A 20962-nucleotide genomic window follows, 5' to 3' on the forward strand; every position below is an offset into this window, starting at 1 on the left:
GCCGGTCAGCTGGCTTGCGCCATCGGGCGCGGCTCGGCGCGCGCCAGCGCAAATTCGGTGATCAAGGCATCGACGATGCCGCGGGTGCAGACCTCCAGCAGGATATGGCCCTTTTCGACCGAGGCCTCCTTGGGCGAGGACAGCGTGCCCGAGCAGGGGGTCCATTCCGGCTTGACCGGATAGACGTCATAGGGCGGGAAGGTCGCCGGTTCCACGTCGATCGCGCGTTCCAGCTGCACCAGATGCGGGTAAAGCGCCAGCATGAGCGAGGTTTCCAGCACCCCACCATGTTCAATGTCCCAGCCGGGAAAGCCGTTGGGATAAAGCTTGGCGATGGCCGCCTGATCGACGAAATCCCAATAGGACAAGACGATGACCTTCAGGTCGGTGATGCCATCCCAGCGCAATTCCCGCAGGGCAAGGTCGATGGCCTCGATGATGAACCAGGAATTTTCGAAATGCCCGTTCACAAGACAAACCTTGCGGACGCCGTGGCGGGCAAATTCCTTCACCACATCGCGCAGCGCCGCGACCAGCGTGGCGCCATCCAGGCTGGTGGTGCCGCTGAAATGATTGCCGCCCCCCGATTTCTGATGCGATTTGTAGCCATAGGTAAAGGGCGGCGCGACCAGCCCGCCCACCTCAAGCGCCGCACGGCGCGCAAATTCGGTCGGCAGTAGCACATCGACATGCAGCGGCATATGATGGCCGTGCTGTTCCATCGACCCGATGGGGATCAGGATCGGCGTATCGCCACCGCGCACGGCGGCGTCGTAATCCGGCCAGGTCAGTTCCGAGGCAAAGGCGGAGGGCAGGGGCATGGCGTTCTCGACGGTTGGTGGATCTGTCCGTCATATTCGTTGCGCCGGGGCCATTTGGAAAATATATACTCACAATGGTTCCATTGTAACGGCAAATACCCATGGCCCTGTTGATCAATCTGCCGACCGATCTGTTGCGAACCTTCATCACCGTGGTGGAGCTGGGGGGACATTCCAAGGCCGGGGCCGCGCTGGGGCGCAGCCAGCCTGCGATCTCGCTTCAGATCCGCCGGCTGGAAGAGATGGTGAAGGCCCAGCTTCTGGTGCAGGAGGGCCGGATCATCCAGCCCACCCCCGCCGGTGAAGCGCTGCTCAGCTATGCGCGCGAAATGGTCCGCACCAACGATGAGGCCGTGAATTACTTCCACCGCACTGATCGTTCCGGGGTGCTGCGGATCGGGCTTCCGACCGACTATGCCGTTGCTTTCCTTCAGAATACCCTGACTGGCTTCATGCAGGAAAACCCTGCGGTCGAGCTGGAAATCCATTGCGATCTGAGCCGCGAATTGCACAAGAAGCTGCGGTCCGAAGAGCTGGACATGATCATCGCCACGATGAACAATCCGCGCCTTCCTTATCTGTCGCGCTCCTGGGTGGAACAGCCGATCTGGGCCTGCGCCGAATCGTATGTGCCCGATCCCGACCGCCCGGTTCCACTGGGCGCGCATCTGGAAGGCTGCGATTACCGATCGCGGATGATTGACGCGCTTGATGGTGCTGCGCGGCGCTGGCGGCTGGTCTACAGCGGGCCGGGCATCTCAGGGTTGCAGAACGCGGTGCAGAACCGGCTCTGCGTGACCGCGCTGACGCGGGCGACCCTGCTGCCCGGCATGCGCGAGCTGACAGAAGATGAAGGATTCCCGAGACTTGAGCCGTTGCGGATCGGGCTGTTCTACAAACATCCCCGCCTGACCGCCGCGGGCCTGCACCTTGTGAGCGAGCTGGTCGCAAGCCTGGAAAGCGTGGGGTCTGGGGTGGCCAAGGTCAGCCTCGGATAGAGGCATTTCCACTATTAATGGATCAATTTCCATTACGGATTTAACAAGGCCCGATCCGTCCCATAACGTCCTGTCAATAACAAACAAACATCACCCAACAGGATGACCCCCATGACACAGCCCCGCTTTATGGCGCAGGTTCTGAACCGGCGCAGCTTTCTTGCGACTTCGGCCGCAGCCCTTGCCACGCCCATGCTGTCGCGCCGCGCTTTTGCCGCCCCGACCGAGCTGACGATGCTGGCCTGGTATGGCCATGCCGAACCCGATATCGTGGCCGAGTTCGAAGCCGAGCATAACGTCAAGTTCGTGCCGAAATACTATACCGGCGGCGACAACATGCTGGGGCTGATCTCGCAATCGCCGCCCGGCACGTTCGACGTGATCCTGTCGGACGCCGAATATGTGCAGGCCCTGAATGCGGGCGGATTTGTCGAAGAGCTGGACCCGGAAGATTACGCGCTGGCCGATTACTTCCCCGAATTCCAGAACTTCCCCGGCAACTGGGCCGACGGCAAGCTGTTCTCGCTGGTGGCGCGTTTCGGGTTCCTGGGCGTGGCCTATAACACCGACGCCCTGACCGAAGCCCAGGCTGCGAATTACAACATCTTCTGGGATCCGAAGCTGACCGGCAAGGTCGGGCATTTCGACTGGCACCTGCCCAATCTGGGACAGATGAGCCTGCTGAACGGTAACGCCGTCCCCTATGACATCGACGAAACCGCATGGGAGGCCGTGAAGGAAAAGATCCTGACGCTGCGGCCGCAGATCGGCGGGTTCTTCGATTACGGCGGCACCTTCTCGTCCTTGAATGACGGGCAGATGCTGGCCTTTGCCGGGATCGGTGACTGGATCACCGGCGTTCTGGAAAAGAACGGGGCCAAGGTGCGCTCGGTCATTCCCGAACAGGGCGGGCTGCAATGGTCGGAATGTTTCTCGATCGGGAAGGGGTCGCAGAAGGCCGAGCTGGCGAAGAAGTGGATCCAGTATATCACCTCGGCCAAGGGTCAGGCGAAATCGGCCCAGATGGCCGCCTATCCGGCGCTGATCCCCAACCAGAAGGGGTGGGAGGTGCTGCAGGCCGAAAACCCGGCAGAGGCCAAGCGTCAGGGCATGACCAAGGACGCGGGCAATGTGATCGACATGATCCGCGCGGGCCGCATCCAGTATCGGCAATGGCCGATCCAGCAGGATCTGGAAACCTGGAACGACTTCTGGTCGGAATACAAGGGCGCCTGATCGACCGATGGCCGGTGGGCAAGACCCGCCGGCCCAACCTTCCTGCATAGGTGAAGCTGCTGATGCGACGCCCGATTTCCCTTTACGGTCTGACCTTCTCGTTGCCGCTTCTGGTCTGGCAACTTCTGTTCTTCGTCTTCCCGCTGGTGTTTCTTGTGGCACTCAGCTTCTGGACGGTGAAGAACTTTACCATTCGGCCCGATTTCAACCCGGTGAACTGGGTGACGATGTTCGGCAAACCTGTGTTCTGGCAGGCCTATGGCACCACCTTCGGGCTTGCGGCCGCCGCCTCGGTGCTGGCCTCGGTGGTGGCCTTTCCCTGTTCCTACGCGATTGCCTTCAAACTGTCCGATAGCGCCCGGCGCATGGCCGTGTTCCTGATGGTGATCCCGTTTTTCACCAGCTATCTGGTGCGGGTCTATTCCTGGCAGATCTTCCTGTCGGATGCGGGCATCGTGAATGTGATGCTGGGCGCGGTTGGCCTTGGCCCCTATCCGATGCTGAACACCGTCGGCGCGACCATGGTGGGCTATATGACCCTGGCGCTGCCGCTTGTGATCCTGCTGCAGCTTTTCAGCCTGGTCTTCATCGACCGCACGCTGATCGAGGCCGCGCATAACATGCGCTGCGGCCGCATCCGCACGGTGTTCGAGGTGGTCATCCCTTCGGCCCGCGTGGGTCTGGTGATTGCCGCGCTCTTTTGCTTCATCCTGACCTTCGGAGATTTCGTCAGCCCCGTCTATCTGGGCGGAGGCGACCCGACAACGTTGTCGATCCTGATCACCGATACCACCAAATCCGGCCAGCAATGGCCCCGCGCGGCGGTGATTGCCCTGACGATGATCGCCACCCTTCTGGTCGTGGCCTTCCTGTCGGTGCGCTTTGCCTATGCCGGTCAAGCCAAGGGGAGCCGCACATGAACAGCGAACAGATCAACCGCAGCCGCACCGTGGACTGGACGCTGCGCGCCTATATCGTGCTGGCCTATGTCTTTGTCTTTGCCCCGATCGCGGCGAGCTTCGTCTTCTCCCTCAACTCAGACCGATTCCCCTCGATCCCGCTTGGGAGCGTCTCTCTCGACTGGTATCGCGCGGTGGCCGCCGACCCTCTGGTCTGGCAGGGTCTGGGCAATACGCTGATGATCGGCCTGATCGTGGGGGTGGTTTCGACCTTCCTCGGCTTCGGGGCGGCCTATACCGATTATCGCTACCACTTCTTCGGCAAGCAGGCCTACCTCGCGCTGGCGCTGCTGCCGCCGACGATCCCGGTCATCATCATGGGCCTTGCGATGCTGGCCTTCCTCAGCCGGGTGGATCTCTCGGGGCGGGCGATTTCGGTCATCATCTCGCATGTGGTGATCTGTGCGCCCTTCGCCATGGCGATCATCCGGCTGCGCTTGTCGCAGATGGACCCGGCGCTGGAACCTGCGGCCTGGAACCTCGGCGCATCCGAATGGGCGACGATGTGGCATGTGATCGTGCCTTTCACCAAACCCGCCATCTTCGGCGCGCTGTTCATCACCATGGCCGTGTCCTTCGACGAATTCGCCATCGCCTGGTTCGTTTCGGGTCTGAATGAAACGCTGCCCGTCAAGGTTCTGGGCTTCCTGCAAGGTCAGGTCAGCCCGCGCATCAATGCCATCGGCACCTTTGTCTTCGTCATCTCGATGACTTTGGTGATCGTGGCGCAGGTCCTGCTGTCTGGCCGCGCCGCGCCCAAGAGCGACGAAAAGGAGTAAGCAATGCAACGCGATACGCTGGTTTCCATTGAAGGCGTGATCAAGCGCTTCGGGTCCTTCACCGCTGTCCGCAAGATGGATTTCGAAATCCGCAAGGGCGAGTTCCTGGCCATCATGGGGTCGTCGGGCTGCGGCAAGACCACCACGTTGCGGATGCTGGCCGGGCTTGAGGCCCCGACCGAAGGGGTCATCCGTCTTTCTGGCAAGCCGATCAACCATCTGCCCACATGGCAGCGCGACACGCCGATGGTGTGGCAAAGCCTGGCGCTGTTTCCCTTCCTCAATGTCCGCGAGAATGTGGAATTCGCGCTGAAGATGCGCGGCGTCGGCAAGGCCGAACGGCGGCGGCGGGCGGAACAATGGCTCGATCGGATGCAGATCCTCGAATTCTCCGAACGCAACATCGCCCAGCTTTCGGGCGGGCAGCGGCAGCGCGTGGCCCTTGCGCGGTCGCTGGTGGTCGAGCCGGAGATCCTGCTGCTGGATGAACCGCTGTCGGCGCTGGATGCGGCACTGAAGGTGCGGATGCAATCGGTGCTGAAGAACCTGCAGCGCGAAACGGGGATCACCTTCGTCTATGTGACCCACAGCCAGTCCGAGGCCTTTTCCATGGCTGACCGCGTGGTGATCATGAGCCGCGGGGTCATCGAACAGATCGGCACCCCGCAAGAGATTTACGGCGCCCCCCGCACCCGTTTCGTGGCCGATTTCCTCGGGTCGTCGAACATCTTTACCGGCAAGGTGCTGGCGGCCTCGGACAGCGGGGTGCAGCTCGAAACCGCCGATGGGCCGATCGTGCTGAAGGGCGCGCGGCTCGCGCAGCCGCCGCGGCAGGGTGCGACGGCCACGCTGACGGTGCTCGACACCAAGACCCATCTCAGCATGACCCCGCCGCCCGATGCCACCAATGTCTTGCCCGTCCGCGTGATCGGCGAGGAATTTGTAGGCGCTACCGCGACCATCTATCTGGAAACGCCCAGAGGCCAGGAAATCCGGGTTCAGAAAGGGCACGAGGATCTGGTCGGTCTGCCGCTCGACATCGGCGAAACGCTCTATGCGCATTGGGCGCCGACGGACAGCCACCTTGTGGCTGAGGCATGAGCAGATGACGCGACCCCGGGCAGACGCGGCGAAAGATGAACTTGCCCTGTCCTGTCTTGGGTCGGGGCGTCTGGGGGCAACCGCTTTGCAGGACAGCCAGCAGCGCCTTGTCCTGTCGAACGGCGCCCTGCCCGGTGGCGGGCTGACCCGGCAGCAGATGGATACTTTCCCACTGGATCCGCTTGTCGCCGGGCTGGTGCAAAATGTGGCCCGCCTGGCCCGCACGACCATCGGTCTCTTCCGCCGCTAGGGTTGCCCCGTGCCCGCCTGGGTTCCGCGGCGCATGCGTTGGCGGAAGACGCCGGGGCTCTCGTGGAAGCGCTGCTCGAAAGCCTCATAAAACCGCGAGGAGGAACCGAAGCCCGCGCCGAAAACGATTTCGGCGATGCTGCGATCGGTCGAGATCAGCAGGGACCGGGCAGTATCCAGACGGTGGCGGGTGATCGCCTGATTGATCGTATGGCCCACCGAACGGCGGAACAGTGTCATTGCGTAGTTCGGATGCAGCGGGGTGGTGGCGGTGACATCCTCGGCCGAGATCGGTTCATGCGCCCGTTCGGCAATGAAGCGCAGCATTCGTTCGACATGATCGATGCGCGCGGCATCATGCGGCGCAAGCGAGGGGATGGCCGAGGCATCCGCGCGCAGGTCGCGCCACCCCTCATGCTGGATCCGCAAGACCCGGGCTGTCAGCTCATTGCGGACGATTTCTGTCAGGGCGGGATCGCCGGACAACAGCTCTTCGCGCCATCGCAGAAAGATGTCGCGGTCCCAGGCGCGCAGATCTGTTGCCTCGATCACCGCGCCGCGAAACACCGCATCCCGAAAGCGCGACAGCGCAGGCAGACCCAGAAAGACCGACATCGGCACATAAAGGCAGATGAACCGCGTGGGGTCCTGCCGGTCGATCACCTGATGCGGCACCATCCCCCAGAACAGGCATAGGCGGCCCGCATCCACCGTCAGTTCGCGCCCGTCGAACCAATAGGTCATCGCGCCATCCAGCACGAAATTCAGCTCGACCTGGCTATGCATATGGGGGCCGGGCATGCGTTGCACCTCAAGCGAGGCACCGGCGCAGAAGCTGTGATCGCCGAAGACGACCAGCGGGTGACGCGGGTCAAATTCGGGGTGAGCGGGGACGGATTCGTCCTGCGTGCCGGGGGAGGGGGGGCGTGTTGCCATTGCAGACCTTAGAATCCCGGAATATTTCCTTGATCTGACGGTAGAACCTGCCTGATTTCCTGTCATCTTCTTTTTCAGACGCCGGGGCAGAGGAGGCCCGGGCGTGGCGAGACAGACCAAAACCGGCATAGAGAGTTTCAGGGAGGGAACCATGACCATGTTCAAGGCGCTCGCAGGGTTGGCCATTTCGGCCCTGCTGATGGGATCGGCCGCTTTCGCGGGCGAGATCGTCATCAATTCGGACCATTCCGACCCCGCGCCCAAGAAAGCCATGGAAGAGCTGATTGCGGATTTCCAGGCCAAACACCCCGACATCACCGTCAAATGGAACAATTTTGACCACGAAGGCTACAAGGCGGCGATCCGCAACTTCCTGACGGCCGATCCGCCGGATGTGGCGGCCTGGTATGCCGGCAACCGCATGGCCCCCTTTGTCGAGGCCGGTCTTTTCGAGGATGTAAGCGACGTCTGGGCCGCGAATGGCTTGGATGATCAGCTGAAATCCAGCGCCGCCTCGATGACCATCGACGGCAAGAAATGGGGCGTGCCCTATACCTATTACCAGTGGGGCATCTATTACCGCGCCGATATCTTCAAGGAACAGGGGATCGAGCCGCCGAAAACCTGGGCCGAGCTGCTGGCCGCGAGCGAGAAGCTCCATGCCGCGGGCATTGCGCCCTTCGCTATCGGCACCAAGGCGCTCTGGCCGACGGGCGGCTGGTTCGACTATCTGAACCTGCGCGTGAACGGCTATGAATTCCACATGGATCTGACAGCCGGCAAGGTGCCTTACACCGATCCGCGGGTGAAGGCCGTCTTTGAAAAATGGGCCGAGCTGGTGACGCCCGGCTATTTCCTTGAAAACCACGCCGCGATCGACTGGCAGGATGCCATTCCGCAGATGGTGCAGGGCAAGGCGGCCATGTATCTGATGGGCAACTTTGCCGTGGCCACGATGAAGGAAGGCGGGCTGACAGAAGACCAGATCGGCTTCATGCAGTTCCCGGAAATCACCCCCGGCATCCCCATGGCCGAAGAGGCCCCGACCGATACCTTCCACATCCCCGCTGGGGCGAAGAACAAGGAAGATGCGAAGGTCTTCCTCGCCTATCTCGCCTCGCCCGAGGCGCAGGCCAAGATGAACGCCACGCTGGGCCAGCTGCCGGTGAACAACCAGGCTGCGAAACCCGCAGACAAGTTCCTTGAGGCCGGGTTCAACATGCTGTCGAACGCCTATGCGCTGGCGCAGTTCTACGACCGCGATACCGACGCCGAAATGGCCAAGGCCGGGATGGAGGGCTTCCAGGAATTCATGGTCAAGCCCGATCAGATCGACCGCATCCTTGAGCGTCTCGAGAAGGTCCGCGCCAAGGTCTACAAATAAGTCTCCTCCCTGCCGGGGCTGCCTTCGGGTGGCCCCGGGCCTTCCGACACCGGGCCTCGGCCCTCTGACTGCGATGGGAGACGGCCATGCCCGATACTGCCCCCTCTGCCGGATTCTGGAAACGCAACCAGCTCCGGATTGCGCCGATCCTGTTTCTTGCGCCCGGCGCGCTGATGTTCCTGATCTATGTGCTGATCCCCATCGTCCAATCGGTCTGGATCAGCTTTCACGACTGGGATGGTCTGGGCGCCAAGGTCTGGATCGGGCTGGGCAATTACGCCGAGCTTCTGGATGATGACACCTTTTATGTCGCGCTGAAGAACAACCTGATCTGGCTGGCGCTTTACCTTCTGGCCATTCCGATGGGCCTTGCGGCGGCGCTGTTCCTCAACCAATCGGTCTGGGGCATCCGTCTGTACAAGTCACTGTTCTTCTTCCCCTTCGTGATCAGCCAGGTCGTGGTCGGCCTGATGTTCACCTGGTTCTATGCCCCCGATTTCGGCCTGTTTTCGCAGGCGATCCACTGGCTGACCGGGGCCGAGGTCGCCATTCTGGCGGATGAACGCTTCGTGACGCTGGGCATCATCGCAGCGGGGCTTTGGCCGCAGACGGCCTATTGCATGATCCTCTATCTGACCGGGCTGAACAACCTGAACCCCGAACAGATCGAGGCCGCCCGCATGGACAATGCCCGTGGCTGGCGGCTCTTGTGGCACGTGATCCTGCCGCAACTGGCCCCGGCCACCTTCATCGCCATGGTCGTCACCGTGATCGGCGCGCTGCGGAGCTTTGATCTCGTGTCGATCATGACCGCGGGCGGCCCCTACGGGTCAAGCCAGGTGCTGAGCTATTTCATGTATGAACAGGCACTGTCGGAATATGGCTATCGCATGGGCTATGGCGCGGCCATCGCGGTGGTGCTGTTCCTGATCATGATGGTCTTCATCACGCTGTTCATCGTCCGCATGATCGCGCAGGAAAGGAACCGCTGATGTTCCCCACACCCATTCACAAGGCCTCGCCTGCGCTTCGGATCGGTTATCAGGTGCTCTTGCCGGTGGCGCTGGTGATCTGGCTGATCCCGCTGATCGGGGTGGCCGTCACCTCGGTCCGCCCGGCTTCGGATCTGGCGGCGGGCAACTACTTTGGCGTGCCTTCGGGGCTGGCCTTCGAAAACTACGCCGCCGTGTTCCGCGACAGCCCGATCGGCTGGTATATCCTGAATTCCTTCAAGGTGACGGTGCCGACCGTGATCGGGGCGGTGGCGCTGTCCTGCCTGACGGGGTTTGCGCTGGCGGTTTACGGATTCCGCGCCAATCTCTGGGTGTTCTTTGCCTTCGTCGCGGGCAATTTCATCCCCTTCCAGATCCTCATGGTACCGGTGCGCGACATGACCCTGAAGGCCGGGCTTTATGACACCACACTGGGGCTGGTGCTGTTTCACATCGCTTTCCAGACCGGGTTCTGCACGCTGTTCATGCGGAACTTCATCAAGGGCCTGCCCTTCGCGCTGATCGAAAGCGCCCGTGTCGAAGGCGTCAGCGAATGGAAGATCTTCCGCCATATCGTGCTGCCGCTGATGCGGCCTGCGATTGCCGCGCTGTCGGTGTTGGTCTTCACCTTTGTCTGGAACGACTATTTCTGGGCCACGGTCCTTGTGCAGGGCAGCCATGCAATGCCCGTGACTGCCGGGCTCTATGCCCTCAACGGGCAATGGGTGGCCGCCTGGCATCTGGTTTCGGCCGGATCGATCATCGCGGCGCTGCCCCCCGTCCTCATGTTTTTCCTCATGCAGCGGCACTTCATTGCCGGTCTGACCCTTGGCGCGACCAAGGGCTGAGAAGAAGGAGCTTCCCATGGCCGAGGTCAGCCTCAGTAAGGTCACCAAGAATTTCGGCGCGGTCAGCATCATCAAGGGCATCGACCTTGAGATCGCGGATGGTGAGTTCTGCGTTTTCGTCGGGCCTTCGGGCTGTGGCAAATCCACCCTGCTGCGGATGGTGGCGGGCCTGGAAGAGATCAGTTCCGGTGCCTTGAAGATCGGCGGCCGCGACATGACGCAGGTCGGCCCGTCCGATCGCGGCGTGGCGATGGTGTTTCAAAGCTATGCGCTTTACCCCCATATGACAGTGGCGGAAAACATCGGCTTTGGCCTGCGGATGACTGGGCATGACAAGGCCGAAATCGCCAAACGCACTGCCGCCGCGGCCAAGATGTTGCAGCTGGATGCGCTGCTGGACCGCAAGCCGGGGCAGCTTTCGGGCGGGCAGCGGCAGCGCGTGGCCATCGGTCGCGCCATTGTCCGCAACCCCGATGTGTTCCTGTTTGACGAACCGCTCTCGAACCTGGATGCCGCGCTGCGCGTGCAGATGCGGGGCGAAATTTCGCGCCTGCATCAGGATCTGGGCGCCACGATGATCTATGTCACCCATGATCAGGTCGAGGCGATGACCATGGCCGACAAGATCGTCGTGTTGTCCGCCGGTCAGATCGAGCAGGTGGGCAGCCCGCTGGAACTGTATCACCGCCCCCGCAACCTCTTTGTGGCGGGGTTCATCGGCAGCCCGAAGATGAATTTCCTGACCGTCGCCGCACAGCCCGTCGCTGGCGGGACCGAGGTGACGTTACCGGGCGGCGGGGTGCTGCGCCTGCCGGGGCAGATTGCGGCCGCCGGGCCGATGACGCTGGGCCTGCGCCCGGAACATGCGCAGGCGGGCGGGGCGGGCGATGCCGTGCTGGAAGGGCGGGTCAAACTGGCCGAACATCTCGGGTCGGAAACCCTGTTCTTCGTGGAACTGGCAGACGGATCCGAAATCGCGGTCAAGGCCGACGGTCTGGCGCCGGAACGCCCCGGCGATGAGATGCGCGTGGGGGTTCCGGCGCGTGCCTGCCACCTGTTTGACGCGGCGGGGCTTGCCCTTCTCAACGGGGATCTGACACGCTGATGCTGGGAGTTTGCTATTACCCCGAACATTGGGACGAAAACCGCTGGGAAACCGACGCCCGCCGAATGGTCGAGCTGGGCATTTCCTATGTCCGCATCGGCGAATTCGCCTGGTCGCGGCTGGAACCCGCGCGGGGGCAATTCACCTTTGACTGGCTCGACCGGGCGATGGATGTGCTGCATGGGGCAGGGCTGCGCATCGTGCTGGGCACCCCCACGGCCACGCCGCCGAAATGGCTGGTGGATGAATGTCCCGACATTCTGCCCTACGACGAACAGGGGCGGGTGCGAGGCTTCGGGTCGCGCCGCCATTACACCTTTTCGTCGGAAACCTGGTGGCGTGAATCTGCCCGCATCGTCGAGATGCTGGCCCGCCGCTACGGCACCCATCCGGGCCTTGCAGGCTGGCAGACCGACAATGAATATGGCTGCCATGACAGCAGCCTGTCCTGGGGCCCCGAGGATCTGCGCGCCTTCCGCGACTGGCTGCGCCGCCGCTATCAATCGACCGACCAGCTGAATGAGGCCTGGGGCGCGGTCTTCTGGTCGATGGAGGTGACAGGTTTTGATCAGGTCGCCCTGCCCACCGGCACCGTGACCGAGCCGAACCCCGCGCAGCGGCTGGATTTCTGGCGCTTCCATTCCGATCAGATCGCCGCCTATGACCGGATGCAATGCGATATCCTGCGCGCCCATTCGCCGGGGCGCTGGATCACGCATAACTTCATGGGGTTCGTGTCGGATTTCGATCACTTCAAGGTGGCCGAGAACCTCGATCTGGCAAGTTGGGACAGCTATCCCATCGGCTTTGTCGAGAAATTCCCATTCTCCGAGGCGGAGCGCAACCGATGGGCCGAAACCTCGCATCCCGATATCGCGCCCTGGCACCATGACCTCTATCGCGGCGTCGGGCGCGGGAGGTTCTGGGTGATGGAGCAACAACCCGGTCCGGTGAACTGGGCGGCCTGGAACCCGGTGCCGAAGCCTGGCATGGTGCGGCTGTGGTCATGGGAGGCACTGGCCCACGGGGCCGAGGTGGTCAGCTACTTCCGCTGGCGGCAGGCGCCCTTCGCACAGGAACAGTTTCACGCAGGCCTGAACCTGCCCCATAGCGATGAACTGTCCCCCGGCGGTGCCGAGGCGGCGCAGGTGGCCCGCGAGCGTGCCGCACTGCCCACATTGCCCGCAACCACGCGCGGGCAGGTGGCTTTTGTCTTTGATTACCCAAGTTACTGGGCCACGATGATCCAGCCGCAGGGCCGCGACTTCCGCTATGAGGAACTGGTCTTCCGCTGGTATGAGGCCTTCCGGCGTCTGGGTCTGAATGTCGATGTAGTGGCACCGGGCGCACCGCTCCTGGGCTATGCGCTGGTGGTTGTGCCGACCATGCTGCAGGTCAGCGAACCCGCCCAGAAGGCGCTGGCCGAGGCCGAGGGGCTGGTGCTGATCGGGCCGCGTGCCGGATCGCGGGACCGGCATTTCGCCATTCCGCAGGGCCTGCCGCCGGGGCCGCTGGCTGCGCTGACCGGCACGCGGGTGACGCAGGTCGCCTCGCTTCGGCCCGGTCTGTCGCAGGGGGTGACGGGCGCGGTTTCCGGCGCGGTGGCGCGGTGGCGCGATCATGCCGAGGCCGTCGGGGCCGAGGTGCTGGCCCGTTTTGACGATGGCGGCCCGGCCCTGACCCGGAAGGGGCGCGTCCATTCCCTGATGGGCTGGCCGGAGGAAGGCTTGCTAGGCCAGGTGGCGGCCCATATGGCCGGGGCCGCGGGCCTGCGGACATTGGCCCTGCCGCCGCAGATCCGCCTGCGCCGCCGTGGGGATTGGTGGTTCTTCTTCAACTACGGGCCGGGCGAGTGGTCCCTGCCCGAAGGGTTTGACCTGCTGCTGGGGTCGGCGACTGTGCCGCCGCAGGGCCTGACCATCGCGCGGAGCTGGACATGAGCCAGTGGCGCATCGACGCACCGGGCCAGACCCTTGTTCTGGCCAGCAGCAGCGGGGTGCCGCGCGTGATCTGGTGGGGGCCGACCCTGCCTGCATCCGAGGATCTGGCAGAACTGGCGCGGGCCGAGGCCTCGGATATGACGGGGGGGATGCTGGACCGCCTGCCCGAACTGACGCTCTGCCCCTTGCCCAGTGCCGATTGGCAGGGGCAGCCGGGCCTTGTGCTGGCCGAGGCTGATGGACGTCCGCTCAGCCCGCGGCTGCGCTTTCAGCGGGCCGAAACCGGAACGGGGTCCCTGCAGCTCATCTCGGGGGGCGAGGGGGTGCTGCTGACGCATCGTTTCGAGGCCCATCCGACCGGCGTCATCGCCCTGCAAACCCGGCTTGAGGCAGACCGTCCGGTGCGGGTGTCTTGGTTGGCCGCGCCCGTCCTGCCCATTCCGCAAACCGATACCGAACTGATGGATTTCACCGGGAAATGGCTGGGCGAGTTGCAGCCCGTCCGCACCCCCTGGCAGCCCGGTATCCGCCTGCGCGAGGCGCGGACCGGCCGGTCCGGGCAGGAACACCCGCCGTTGGCGGTCTTTTCCGGTCCGGGATGCAGCTATGGTCACGGCACGGCGCGCGGGCTGCAATATGCTTGGTCGGGCGGTCATCGCATGCTGGCCGAAGAGCTGCCCGATGGCCGCAGGCATGTGCAATTCGGCCATGCCACCGGTGCCCATCTGACCCCCGGCACCCGGTTCGAGAGCGCCGAGTTGCTAGCCGCGGCTTCTGAAACGGGCCTGAACGGCATTGCCCGCAGCTTCCAGCGCGATCTGCGTGACCGGATCGTGCGCTGGCCCGATCCGGCCCGCCCGCGCCCCGTGCATTACAATTGCTGGGAGGCGGTCTATTTCAAACACGATCTTGCCACCCTTTCGGACATTGCCAACCGGGCCGCAGCCCTTGGGGCGGAACGCTTCGTGCTGGACGACGGCTGGTTCGGGCGCCGCGATGATGACACCACGAGCCTTGGCGACTGGCAGGTTGACCGCCGCAAATGGCCCGACGGGCTGGCCCCGCTGATTGCCCATGTCGAAGCCCTTGGCATGCGCTTCGGGCTTTGGGTCGAACCCGAAATGGTCAATCCCGACAGCGATCTGGCCCGCGCCCACCCTGACTGGATCCTTGGTCCGGCCGATCAGACCACCGGGCGCAACCAGATGGTGCTGGATCTGGGCCGGACGGACGTGCGCGACCATCTTTTCACCGTGCTGGACGGGCTGCTGGCCAGCCACCGGATCGACTATCTGAAATGGGATCACAACCGGTTGTTGCCGATGGTCGATGCCGCGCAGACCGAAGGGGTCTATGCGCTCTTGGATCGGCTGCGCGCCGCCCATCCGGGGGTCGAGATCGAAAGCTGTGCCTCGGGCGGGGGGCGGATCGATGCGGGCATTCTGGCGCGCACCCACCGGGTCTGGCTTTCGGACTGCATCGACCCGACGGAACGGCTGCGGATGCAGGCCGATGCGGCCCTGTTCCTGCCCGCCGCGATCACCGGCAGCCATGTCGGCGCCGCCAGGGCCCATACCACGGGCCGGGTGCAGCCAATGGCCTTCCGCGCCCGCCTGGCCGCACTGCGGCATTTCGGGTTCGAGATGGACCTGCGCGCCCTCAGCGGCGATGAGGAACGGCTGCTTGCCGCTGTCACCGCCTGGTGGAAGGCCAATCGTCATTGGCTAATGCGCGCCGATATCCTGCGGATCGACAGCGCCGACCCTGCGGTGGTAGCCGAACTGCATCTGGCCGAAGATGGCGCACAATTCCTGTTGGCGGCGGGTATCGCGGGGATGAGCCGCCAGATCCTGCCGCGCCCCCTTGTCCTGAACGGGCTTGACCCCGCAGCGGGCTATGAACTGCGACTTCTAAACCCCGAGGATGCCCCGCCCCAGTCGCGTGGACTGGCGGCGTTGCAACAGGGGCCGCTGGTCCTGACCGGGCGGGCACTGATGACGGCGGGGCTGCGGCTGCCGGTGGCCTGGCCATCAACCCTTTGGATGGTGGAGGGGCGGCGGATCTGACCGCCGCACCCTTACCATGGCACCTGCTGACCTTTCCAATCCCAGAAGGTCCCGCTGTCCGCGGGGGTCAGTCTGTCGATCACCGTCAATAAGGCCTCAGCAGATTGGGCTGCGGTGATTGTCGGGTGATTGCTGGCAAAGGCTGCGCTCAAGCCGGTTTCGACAGTGCCCGGATGCAGGGCCACGACAATCGCTTCGGGGCGTTTGCGGGCGATTTCGATGGCGGCGGTATGGAGGATCTGGTTTTGGGCCGCCTTCGCCGCGCGGTAACTGATCCAGCCGCCAAGCCGGTTGTCCCCGATCGATCCGACCCGCGCCGAAAGCGAGGCAAAGACCGAACGCCCCGCGCGACCCAGCAGGGGCGAGAAATAGCGCAGCGCAAGCGCAACGCCGATCGCATTCACGGCAAACTGCTGCGCCATCGCCTGCGCGTCGAGAGCATTGATCGACTTTTCAGGTCGATGATCTCCGATCTGCAAAGCCCCCGTTGCATTGAAGATCAGATCGAAACCGCCCTCCAGCCTTCCGGCGATACGGGCCACGCTCTCCTGATCGGTCAGGTCCAGCCCGTCGTCACGCCGCGACAAACCCGTGACCGTGGCCCCACGCAGCTCAAGCTGGTCGATCATTGCGCGGCCGATCCCGCCGCTTGACCCAAGGACCAGCGCTCTCATGTCCGACCCCGGCGGATCTGGCCCAAGCGCATCTGAATGGAAAGGGGGGTACGGGTCATGCGCATCCTCAGGTCACGGGTTGGACCCCGCAACCCTAGCATCGCCGATCCGGGCGCAACAAGCGGCGGCGGCGTTCCCCGACGCGCCCAGATCGTGACGAAAACCGTGGCCGGATTCCGGCGCATATGGACAGGATCGTTACATCGGGGATCAAACATGGGCGACGTTGGCCCGGCCCGCGCGCACTGTGGTGGAGGCTGGGGCGGCGCAAGCGGCATCGTGGTCATCAAGGTCAGGAACTGGAGCTTGGGCTGCGCCTTGGGTGTGCGGCTCTGTCGCACGAACGCCGCACACAGGGGTGTGAGTCGTGGTCTGGAATGCCCGAAGAAGCACTCTGTGGCCGGGAAGGTCGCGATTGCGAAGCAGAAGGTCGATCAGCATACCGCATGGTCCCGCCGCTATGTCGAGATGGGGCTGCCCCAAGGGGCCCAATTCGACGGTTGGAGACTCAGATGACGGATAGTTCAGAAAGCCGCAGATATGTCTCGCGCGGGATCGCCCATGTGCCGATGCAGGCGATGCCCGAGGTAAACGTATCTTTTGTGCTGATGCGGCAATTCACCATGCTGGCCTTCACCTCGGCAATCGAGCCGCTGCGGGTCGCCAACCAGCTGGCCGGTCGCGTGCTGTTCCGCTGGCATGTCTATACGCAGGACGGGGCGCCGATCACCTGTTCGAACGGCATCCCCCTGACGCCCGAAGGCCCACTGCCGGCGATGGCCCCGCCGGGCTATGTGATGATCTGCGGTGGCGTGGAACCCGAAGCCGCCTGCACCCCCGCCCTGACTGATTGGGCGCGCGCGCAATGGCGCCACGGTCGCACGGTGGGGGGCATCTGCACCGGCGCCTATGCCTTGGCGCGCGCCGGCATTCTGGATGGTCGCCGCTTTACCCTGCACTGGGAAAACATCCGCAGCTTTGCCGAACTTTTCCCGACGCTGACCCCGGTCTGGCAAGTCTATTGCGTCGATGAACGCATCATGACCTGCGCGGGCGGGGTGGCGGCGGCGGATCTGGTGCTCAAGCTTATCGACGATCACATGGGTCCAGCCTTGTCTCAGGCGGTGATGGACATGTGCCTGATGACCCGCCGCCGCGATGCCGAGGACGAACAGGTCACGTCTCTGACCTCGCGGCTGGGAAGCCGGAACCAGCATCTGCTGAATGCGGTGAACTATCTGGAGCAGCACCTCGAAGAGCCGTTCTCGATTGACGGCTGCGCCGAGCATGTGGGGGTGTCACGCCGTCAGATCGAACGGCTGTTCCGCAAGAACCTCGGGGTGACGCCCCTGCAATATCTTGCGGGTTTGCGGCTGCAACACGGACGCGCATTGTTGGCGGAAACGGATATGAGCGTGCTCGATGTCGCGGTCGCCTGTGGATACGGGTCAACGACCCATTTTTCCAAAAGCTTCCGGGCGCGTTTTGGCATGTCGCCCCATCGATTTTCTCATTTCCGCAAGACGAAGGCAGAGTAGGGCCGCGCAGCCTGCTGCACGGCCCGGCCGGTGTCAGGCGTGGCCCGGCGCCCGCTGGGTGATTGCGGCCAGAATCCGTTCCATCGACAGGGTCCCTGCGGGGCGCCCGGTCTGCATGTCGCGCACGGCAAGCCGCGTGGTGCCCGATTGCACCATCAGCCGACCGGCATCCTCAAGCGTGCAATCACCGCCGACGGTCACATCGGGCAGCGGGCCGCTCGCAGGTTCCATCGCGGCGTCGGCACGGATAACGCGGCCGCGGTTCACCTCACGCACGAAGCTTTCGATATAGGCGTCGGCGGGGCGCAGCACGATATCCTGGCTGGTGCCCTGCTGGATGATCTCGCCATCGCGCAAGATGGCGATGCTGTCGCCAAGGCGCAGCGCTTCGTCGAGGTCATGGGTGATGAAAACGATCGTCTTGCGGATTTCCTTTTGCAGATCCAGCAAGATGGTTTGCATGTCCACCCGGATCAGCGGATCAAGCGCCGAGAAGGCCTCGTCCATCAGCAGGATCGGGGCATCATTTGCAAGCGCGCGGGCAAGGCCCACCCTTTGCTGCATCCCGCCCGACAGCTGGTTGGGGTATTTCTTCTCGAACCCTTTCAGGCCCACCCGTTCCAACCAATGCATCGCCGCCGCGACGCGCTTCCCCTGCGGGATGCCCTGCACCTCAAGCCCGTAGCAGGTGTTTTCCAGCACGGTGCGGTTGGGCAGAAGGGCGAACTTCTGGAACACCATCGCCGTTTTGTGGCGGCGGAAGTCGCGCAGGGCCTCGGGCGACATTGTTACCACGTTCTGGTTGCCCACGATCACCTCACCGGCCGTCGGATCGATCAGACGGTTGATATGGCGGATCAGTGTGGACTTCCCCGAACCCGACAACCCCATGATGACCTGGATCCGCCCGGCAGGCATGGAAATGTTGATATCGTTCAGGCCCAGCACATGGTGGTGCCTTTCGTTCAGCTCAGCCTTGGTCATGCCGTTGCGGACGGCCTGCATGAGCTGTGCGGATTGGGGCCCGAAGATCTTGTAAAGATTGCGGATCTCGATGCCGATGGGATCAGCCATGGACCACCTCGCTGTGTTTCTGAAGCCGCTTGCCGAAGGACTGGCTCACGCGGTCAAAGATGATGGCGATGCCGACGATGGCAAAACCATTGAAGACGCCCAGTGTGAAATACTGGTTGGAAATCGCGCGCAGCACCGGCTGACCCAGCCCCTGCACCCCGATCATCGAGGCGATGACGACCATGGCAAGCGCCATCATGATGGTCTGGTTTATACCCGCCATGATGGTGGGCAGCGCGAGGGGAAGCTGGACATTCTTGAGCTTCTGCCAGTCGGACGACCCAAAGGCATCTGCGGCCTCAAGCATTTCCTTGTCCACCAGGCGGATGCCGAGGTTCGTCAGACGGATGACCGGCGGCATGGCATAGATCACGACGGCGATCAGGCCCGGCACCTTGCCGATTCCCAGCAGCATGACGACCGGAATCAGGTAGACGAAGCTCGGCATGGTCTGCATCACGTCGAGAACAGGGTTCACGATGGCCTGCATCCGGTTCCAGCGCGCCATGGCGATGCCCAGCGGAATGCCGACGGCGATCGAGATCACGGTGCAGACGAAGATCATCGAGATGGTCTTCATCGTGTCTTCCCACATGCCGAAATAGCCGATCAGCAGCATGGTCACGGCAGTGGCCGCCACGACCTTGGGGTTCCGGCTGCCCAGCCATGCCACGCCGATGATCAGGGCGAAGACAATGATCCAGGGGGTACCGGTCATGAAACGCTCCGCCTGCACCATGAAGATGCGGAGTGGTTCGAACAGGGTTTCGATGCTGTCGCCATAGGCGCGCGTGAAGCCGCGAAAGGCTTCGTCGATGATCTTCTTGATGTCCCGCAGACGGTTGTCATCCATCTGGGGGAACTGGGTCAGCCAGTCCATATGTCTCGGATCCGAATTTGGTCAGGGAGGGGGGGCCGCCTGAGCAGCCACGAAGACGAGGGGGCGCAGCAGCAGCCCCCCCATCAGGCGATCTGCCGATCAGAGGGCGGCCTTGATCTTTTCTGCGGCCTCGGGCGAGACCCAGTCCAGCCAGAGCGCTTCATTCTCTTGCAGGAAGTGACGCGCACCGTCTTCGCCAGTGGCCTGATTGTCGCTCATCCACGCCATGACACCGTTGACCGTGGCATTGCTCCAGGACCGCTTGTTCAGATAGTCAAGCACCGGTGCCGGGGCGACATCGGCGAAGGGCTTGGCGATCAGCGTCTGGACAGTGTCTTTCGGCCAGTCGTTCTTCTTCGGCTCGGCGCAATCCGCGTTCGAGGTGCAGGCCTTCCATTCGGCCATGTCGAGCGTTGCGCCGTGTTCAAGCTTGACCATCTCGTATTTGCCCAGCAGTGCCGTCGGGGCCCAGTAGTAGCCCACCCAACCTTGCTGGCGTTCATAGGCTGCGGCGATCGACCCATCCAGCCCCGCGGCGGACCCGGTATCAACCAGAGTGAAGCCAGCCGCCTCGGCGCCATAGGCCTTGTAAAGTTGCGAGGTCACGACCGTGCCACCCCAGCCCTGCGGGCCATTGTGAACGGCGCCCTTCGCAGCATCTTCAGGATCGGGGAACAGTTCGGGGTGCTTCAGCGCATCTTCGATCGTCTTGATGTCGGGATTGGCGTCAGAGATGTATTTCGGAATCCACCACCCCTGCACGGCACCATCCGACAGGATCTTGGCGCCGCCAATGATCTTGCCCTCGGCCAGACCCGCCTGCACGACTTCGGGGACCAGATCGATCCAGCCTTCTGGCGCAATCTGCGGATCGCCTTTTTCCACCATCGAGGTGATGGTCGGCACGGTGTCCCCCTGGATGATTTCAGCGCTGCACCCATAGCCGTTGTTCAGGATGAACTGGTCGACAGCGGCGGCAAGCTCGGCGCTTTGCCAGTTCATGCTGGCGATGGTCAGCTCTCCGCACTCTTGCGCGTTTGCCGTGGCCGCGAAGCCCGCGATGGCGGTGGTCGCGGCCAGAATGCCGATGATGCGCTTCATGGTCTTTCTCCCTGGGTTTTGTGTGCAAAGCCGCAGGAGGGAACCGCCAAGCCGCGAGGTCCCATCCTTTGACAATGCGCGAGTAGTCGCCGCTATTGCAAAAGTGATGGATCGGATTGCGACATATTTCTGTGGACAGCGACATGCGCCGGGTGCAGCACGGCCGTCAGCGCCATGTTAGCGTCAAAGCTGTGGGCTCCCCATCGCGACCTGTGCAACTAACCCGTTCGCCCTGAACAAAGCCTTCACACCGGTTCTGCGGGCACATAGCGTTGGTGCTG

The 20962-nt window shown here is 63.3% G+C and carries 19 protein-coding genes; 13 read left to right on the forward strand and 6 right to left on the reverse strand.

What is annotated here, in order from left to right:
- Positions 1–5: 5 nt before the first annotated feature.
- Positions 6–821, reverse strand: a complete 816-nt coding sequence (locus IE101_RS18270; protein WP_189635291.1) for a creatininase — start codon at positions 819–821, stop codon at positions 6–8.
- Positions 822–922: 101 nt separating this feature from the next.
- On the opposite strand from IE101_RS18270, the gene IE101_RS18275 reads away from it, so the two are divergent.
- The 6 genes from IE101_RS18275 to IE101_RS18300 all read left to right on the forward strand — a co-directional run bounded on the left by IE101_RS18275 (position 923) and on the right by IE101_RS18300 (position 6144).
- Positions 923–1819: a LysR substrate-binding domain-containing protein gene (locus tag IE101_RS18275; protein WP_189635292.1), complete on the forward strand. Its 897-nt coding sequence runs from the start codon at positions 923–925 to the stop codon at positions 1817–1819.
- A gap of 111 nt (positions 1820–1930) precedes the next feature.
- Positions 1931–3055 (forward strand): polyamine ABC transporter substrate-binding protein, encoded by a 1125-nt coding sequence (locus tag IE101_RS18280; protein ID WP_229804302.1) that lies wholly within the window; start codon positions 1931–1933, stop codon positions 3053–3055.
- A 62-nt stretch (positions 3056–3117) separates the two neighbouring features.
- Complete coding sequence (locus tag IE101_RS18285) at positions 3118–3975, forward strand: ABC transporter permease (protein WP_189635293.1); 858 nt, start codon at positions 3118–3120, stop codon at positions 3973–3975.
- The gene (locus tag IE101_RS18290; protein ID WP_189635294.1) at positions 3972–4793 is read left to right on the forward strand and encodes an ABC transporter permease; all 822 of its coding nucleotides are present in this window, start codon (positions 3972–3974) and stop codon (positions 4791–4793) included. Before IE101_RS18285 ends, IE101_RS18290 begins: the two co-directional genes overlap by 4 nt.
- Positions 4794–4796: 3 nt before the next feature.
- Entirely contained in the window at positions 4797–5894 is a 1098-nt protein-coding gene (locus tag IE101_RS18295) for an ABC transporter ATP-binding protein (RefSeq protein WP_189635295.1), read from the forward strand.
- Positions 5895–5898: 4 nt separating this feature from the next.
- Complete coding sequence (locus IE101_RS18300; protein WP_189635296.1) at positions 5899–6144, forward strand: hypothetical protein; 246 nt, start codon at positions 5899–5901, stop codon at positions 6142–6144.
- Here IE101_RS18300 and IE101_RS18305 read toward each other — a convergent pair.
- Complete coding sequence (locus IE101_RS18305; RefSeq protein ID WP_189635297.1) at positions 6141–7079, reverse strand: helix-turn-helix domain-containing protein; 939 nt, start codon at positions 7077–7079, stop codon at positions 6141–6143. The two genes, IE101_RS18300 and IE101_RS18305, sit on opposite strands and share 4 nt — an antisense overlap.
- 151 nt (positions 7080–7230) lie before the next feature.
- On the opposite strand from IE101_RS18305, the gene IE101_RS18310 reads away from it, so the two are divergent.
- The 6 genes from IE101_RS18310 to IE101_RS18335 all read left to right on the forward strand — a co-directional run bounded on the left by IE101_RS18310 (position 7231) and on the right by IE101_RS18335 (position 15414).
- Positions 7231–8463, forward strand: a complete 1233-nt coding sequence (locus IE101_RS18310; protein ID WP_189635298.1) for an ABC transporter substrate-binding protein — start codon at positions 7231–7233, stop codon at positions 8461–8463.
- An 86-nt stretch (positions 8464–8549) separates the two neighbouring features.
- Positions 8550–9455 (forward strand): carbohydrate ABC transporter permease, encoded by a 906-nt coding sequence (locus IE101_RS18315; RefSeq protein ID WP_189635299.1) that lies wholly within the window; start codon positions 8550–8552, stop codon positions 9453–9455.
- Positions 9455–10303: a carbohydrate ABC transporter permease gene (locus tag IE101_RS18320; protein WP_189635300.1), complete on the forward strand. Its 849-nt coding sequence runs from the start codon at positions 9455–9457 to the stop codon at positions 10301–10303. The genes IE101_RS18315 and IE101_RS18320 overlap by 1 nt, the downstream gene beginning before the upstream one ends.
- A 16-nt stretch (positions 10304–10319) precedes the next feature.
- A complete protein-coding gene (locus tag IE101_RS18325) occupies positions 10320–11408 on the forward strand; it encodes an ABC transporter ATP-binding protein (protein WP_189635301.1) in 1089 nt (362 codons plus the stop codon).
- A complete protein-coding gene (locus tag IE101_RS18330) occupies positions 11408–13348 on the forward strand; it encodes a beta-galactosidase (RefSeq protein WP_189635302.1) in 1941 nt (646 codons plus the stop codon). The genes IE101_RS18325 and IE101_RS18330 overlap by 1 nt, the downstream gene beginning before the upstream one ends.
- The gene (locus IE101_RS18335; protein ID WP_189635303.1) at positions 13345–15414 is read left to right on the forward strand and encodes an alpha-galactosidase; all 2070 of its coding nucleotides are present in this window, start codon (positions 13345–13347) and stop codon (positions 15412–15414) included. Before IE101_RS18330 ends, IE101_RS18335 begins: the two co-directional genes overlap by 4 nt.
- Positions 15415–15425: 11 nt before the next feature.
- Here the strand turns inward: IE101_RS18335 and IE101_RS18340 are convergent, their stop codons facing one another.
- Complete coding sequence (locus IE101_RS18340) at positions 15426–16088, reverse strand: SDR family NAD(P)-dependent oxidoreductase (RefSeq protein ID WP_189635304.1); 663 nt, start codon at positions 16086–16088, stop codon at positions 15426–15428.
- A gap of 512 nt (positions 16089–16600) precedes the next feature.
- Between IE101_RS18340 and IE101_RS18345 the strand changes: the two genes are divergently transcribed.
- Entirely contained in the window at positions 16601–17626 is a 1026-nt protein-coding gene (locus tag IE101_RS18345; protein ID WP_189635305.1) for a GlxA family transcriptional regulator, read from the forward strand.
- A 33-nt stretch (positions 17627–17659) separates the two neighbouring features.
- Here the strand turns inward: IE101_RS18345 and IE101_RS18350 are convergent, their stop codons facing one another.
- The 3 genes from IE101_RS18350 to IE101_RS18360 form a co-directional block, all read right to left on the reverse strand.
- Positions 17660–18700, reverse strand: a complete 1041-nt coding sequence (locus tag IE101_RS18350; RefSeq protein ID WP_189635306.1) for a quaternary amine ABC transporter ATP-binding protein — start codon at positions 18698–18700, stop codon at positions 17660–17662.
- Positions 18693–19580, reverse strand: a complete 888-nt coding sequence (locus tag IE101_RS18355; protein ID WP_189635307.1) for an ABC transporter permease — start codon at positions 19578–19580, stop codon at positions 18693–18695. Before IE101_RS18355 ends, IE101_RS18350 begins: the two co-directional genes overlap by 8 nt.
- Before the next feature lie 99 nt (positions 19581–19679).
- On the reverse strand, positions 19680–20681 hold the full coding sequence (locus tag IE101_RS18360; protein WP_189635308.1) for a glycine betaine ABC transporter substrate-binding protein: 1002 nt from the start codon (positions 20679–20681) through the stop codon (positions 19680–19682).
- Positions 20682–20962 lie beyond the last annotated feature (281 nt).

The sequence above is a fragment of the Gemmobacter lanyuensis genome, from assembly GCF_014652355.1.
Taxonomy (GTDB): domain Bacteria; phylum Pseudomonadota; class Alphaproteobacteria; order Rhodobacterales; family Rhodobacteraceae; genus Gemmobacter; species Gemmobacter lanyuensis.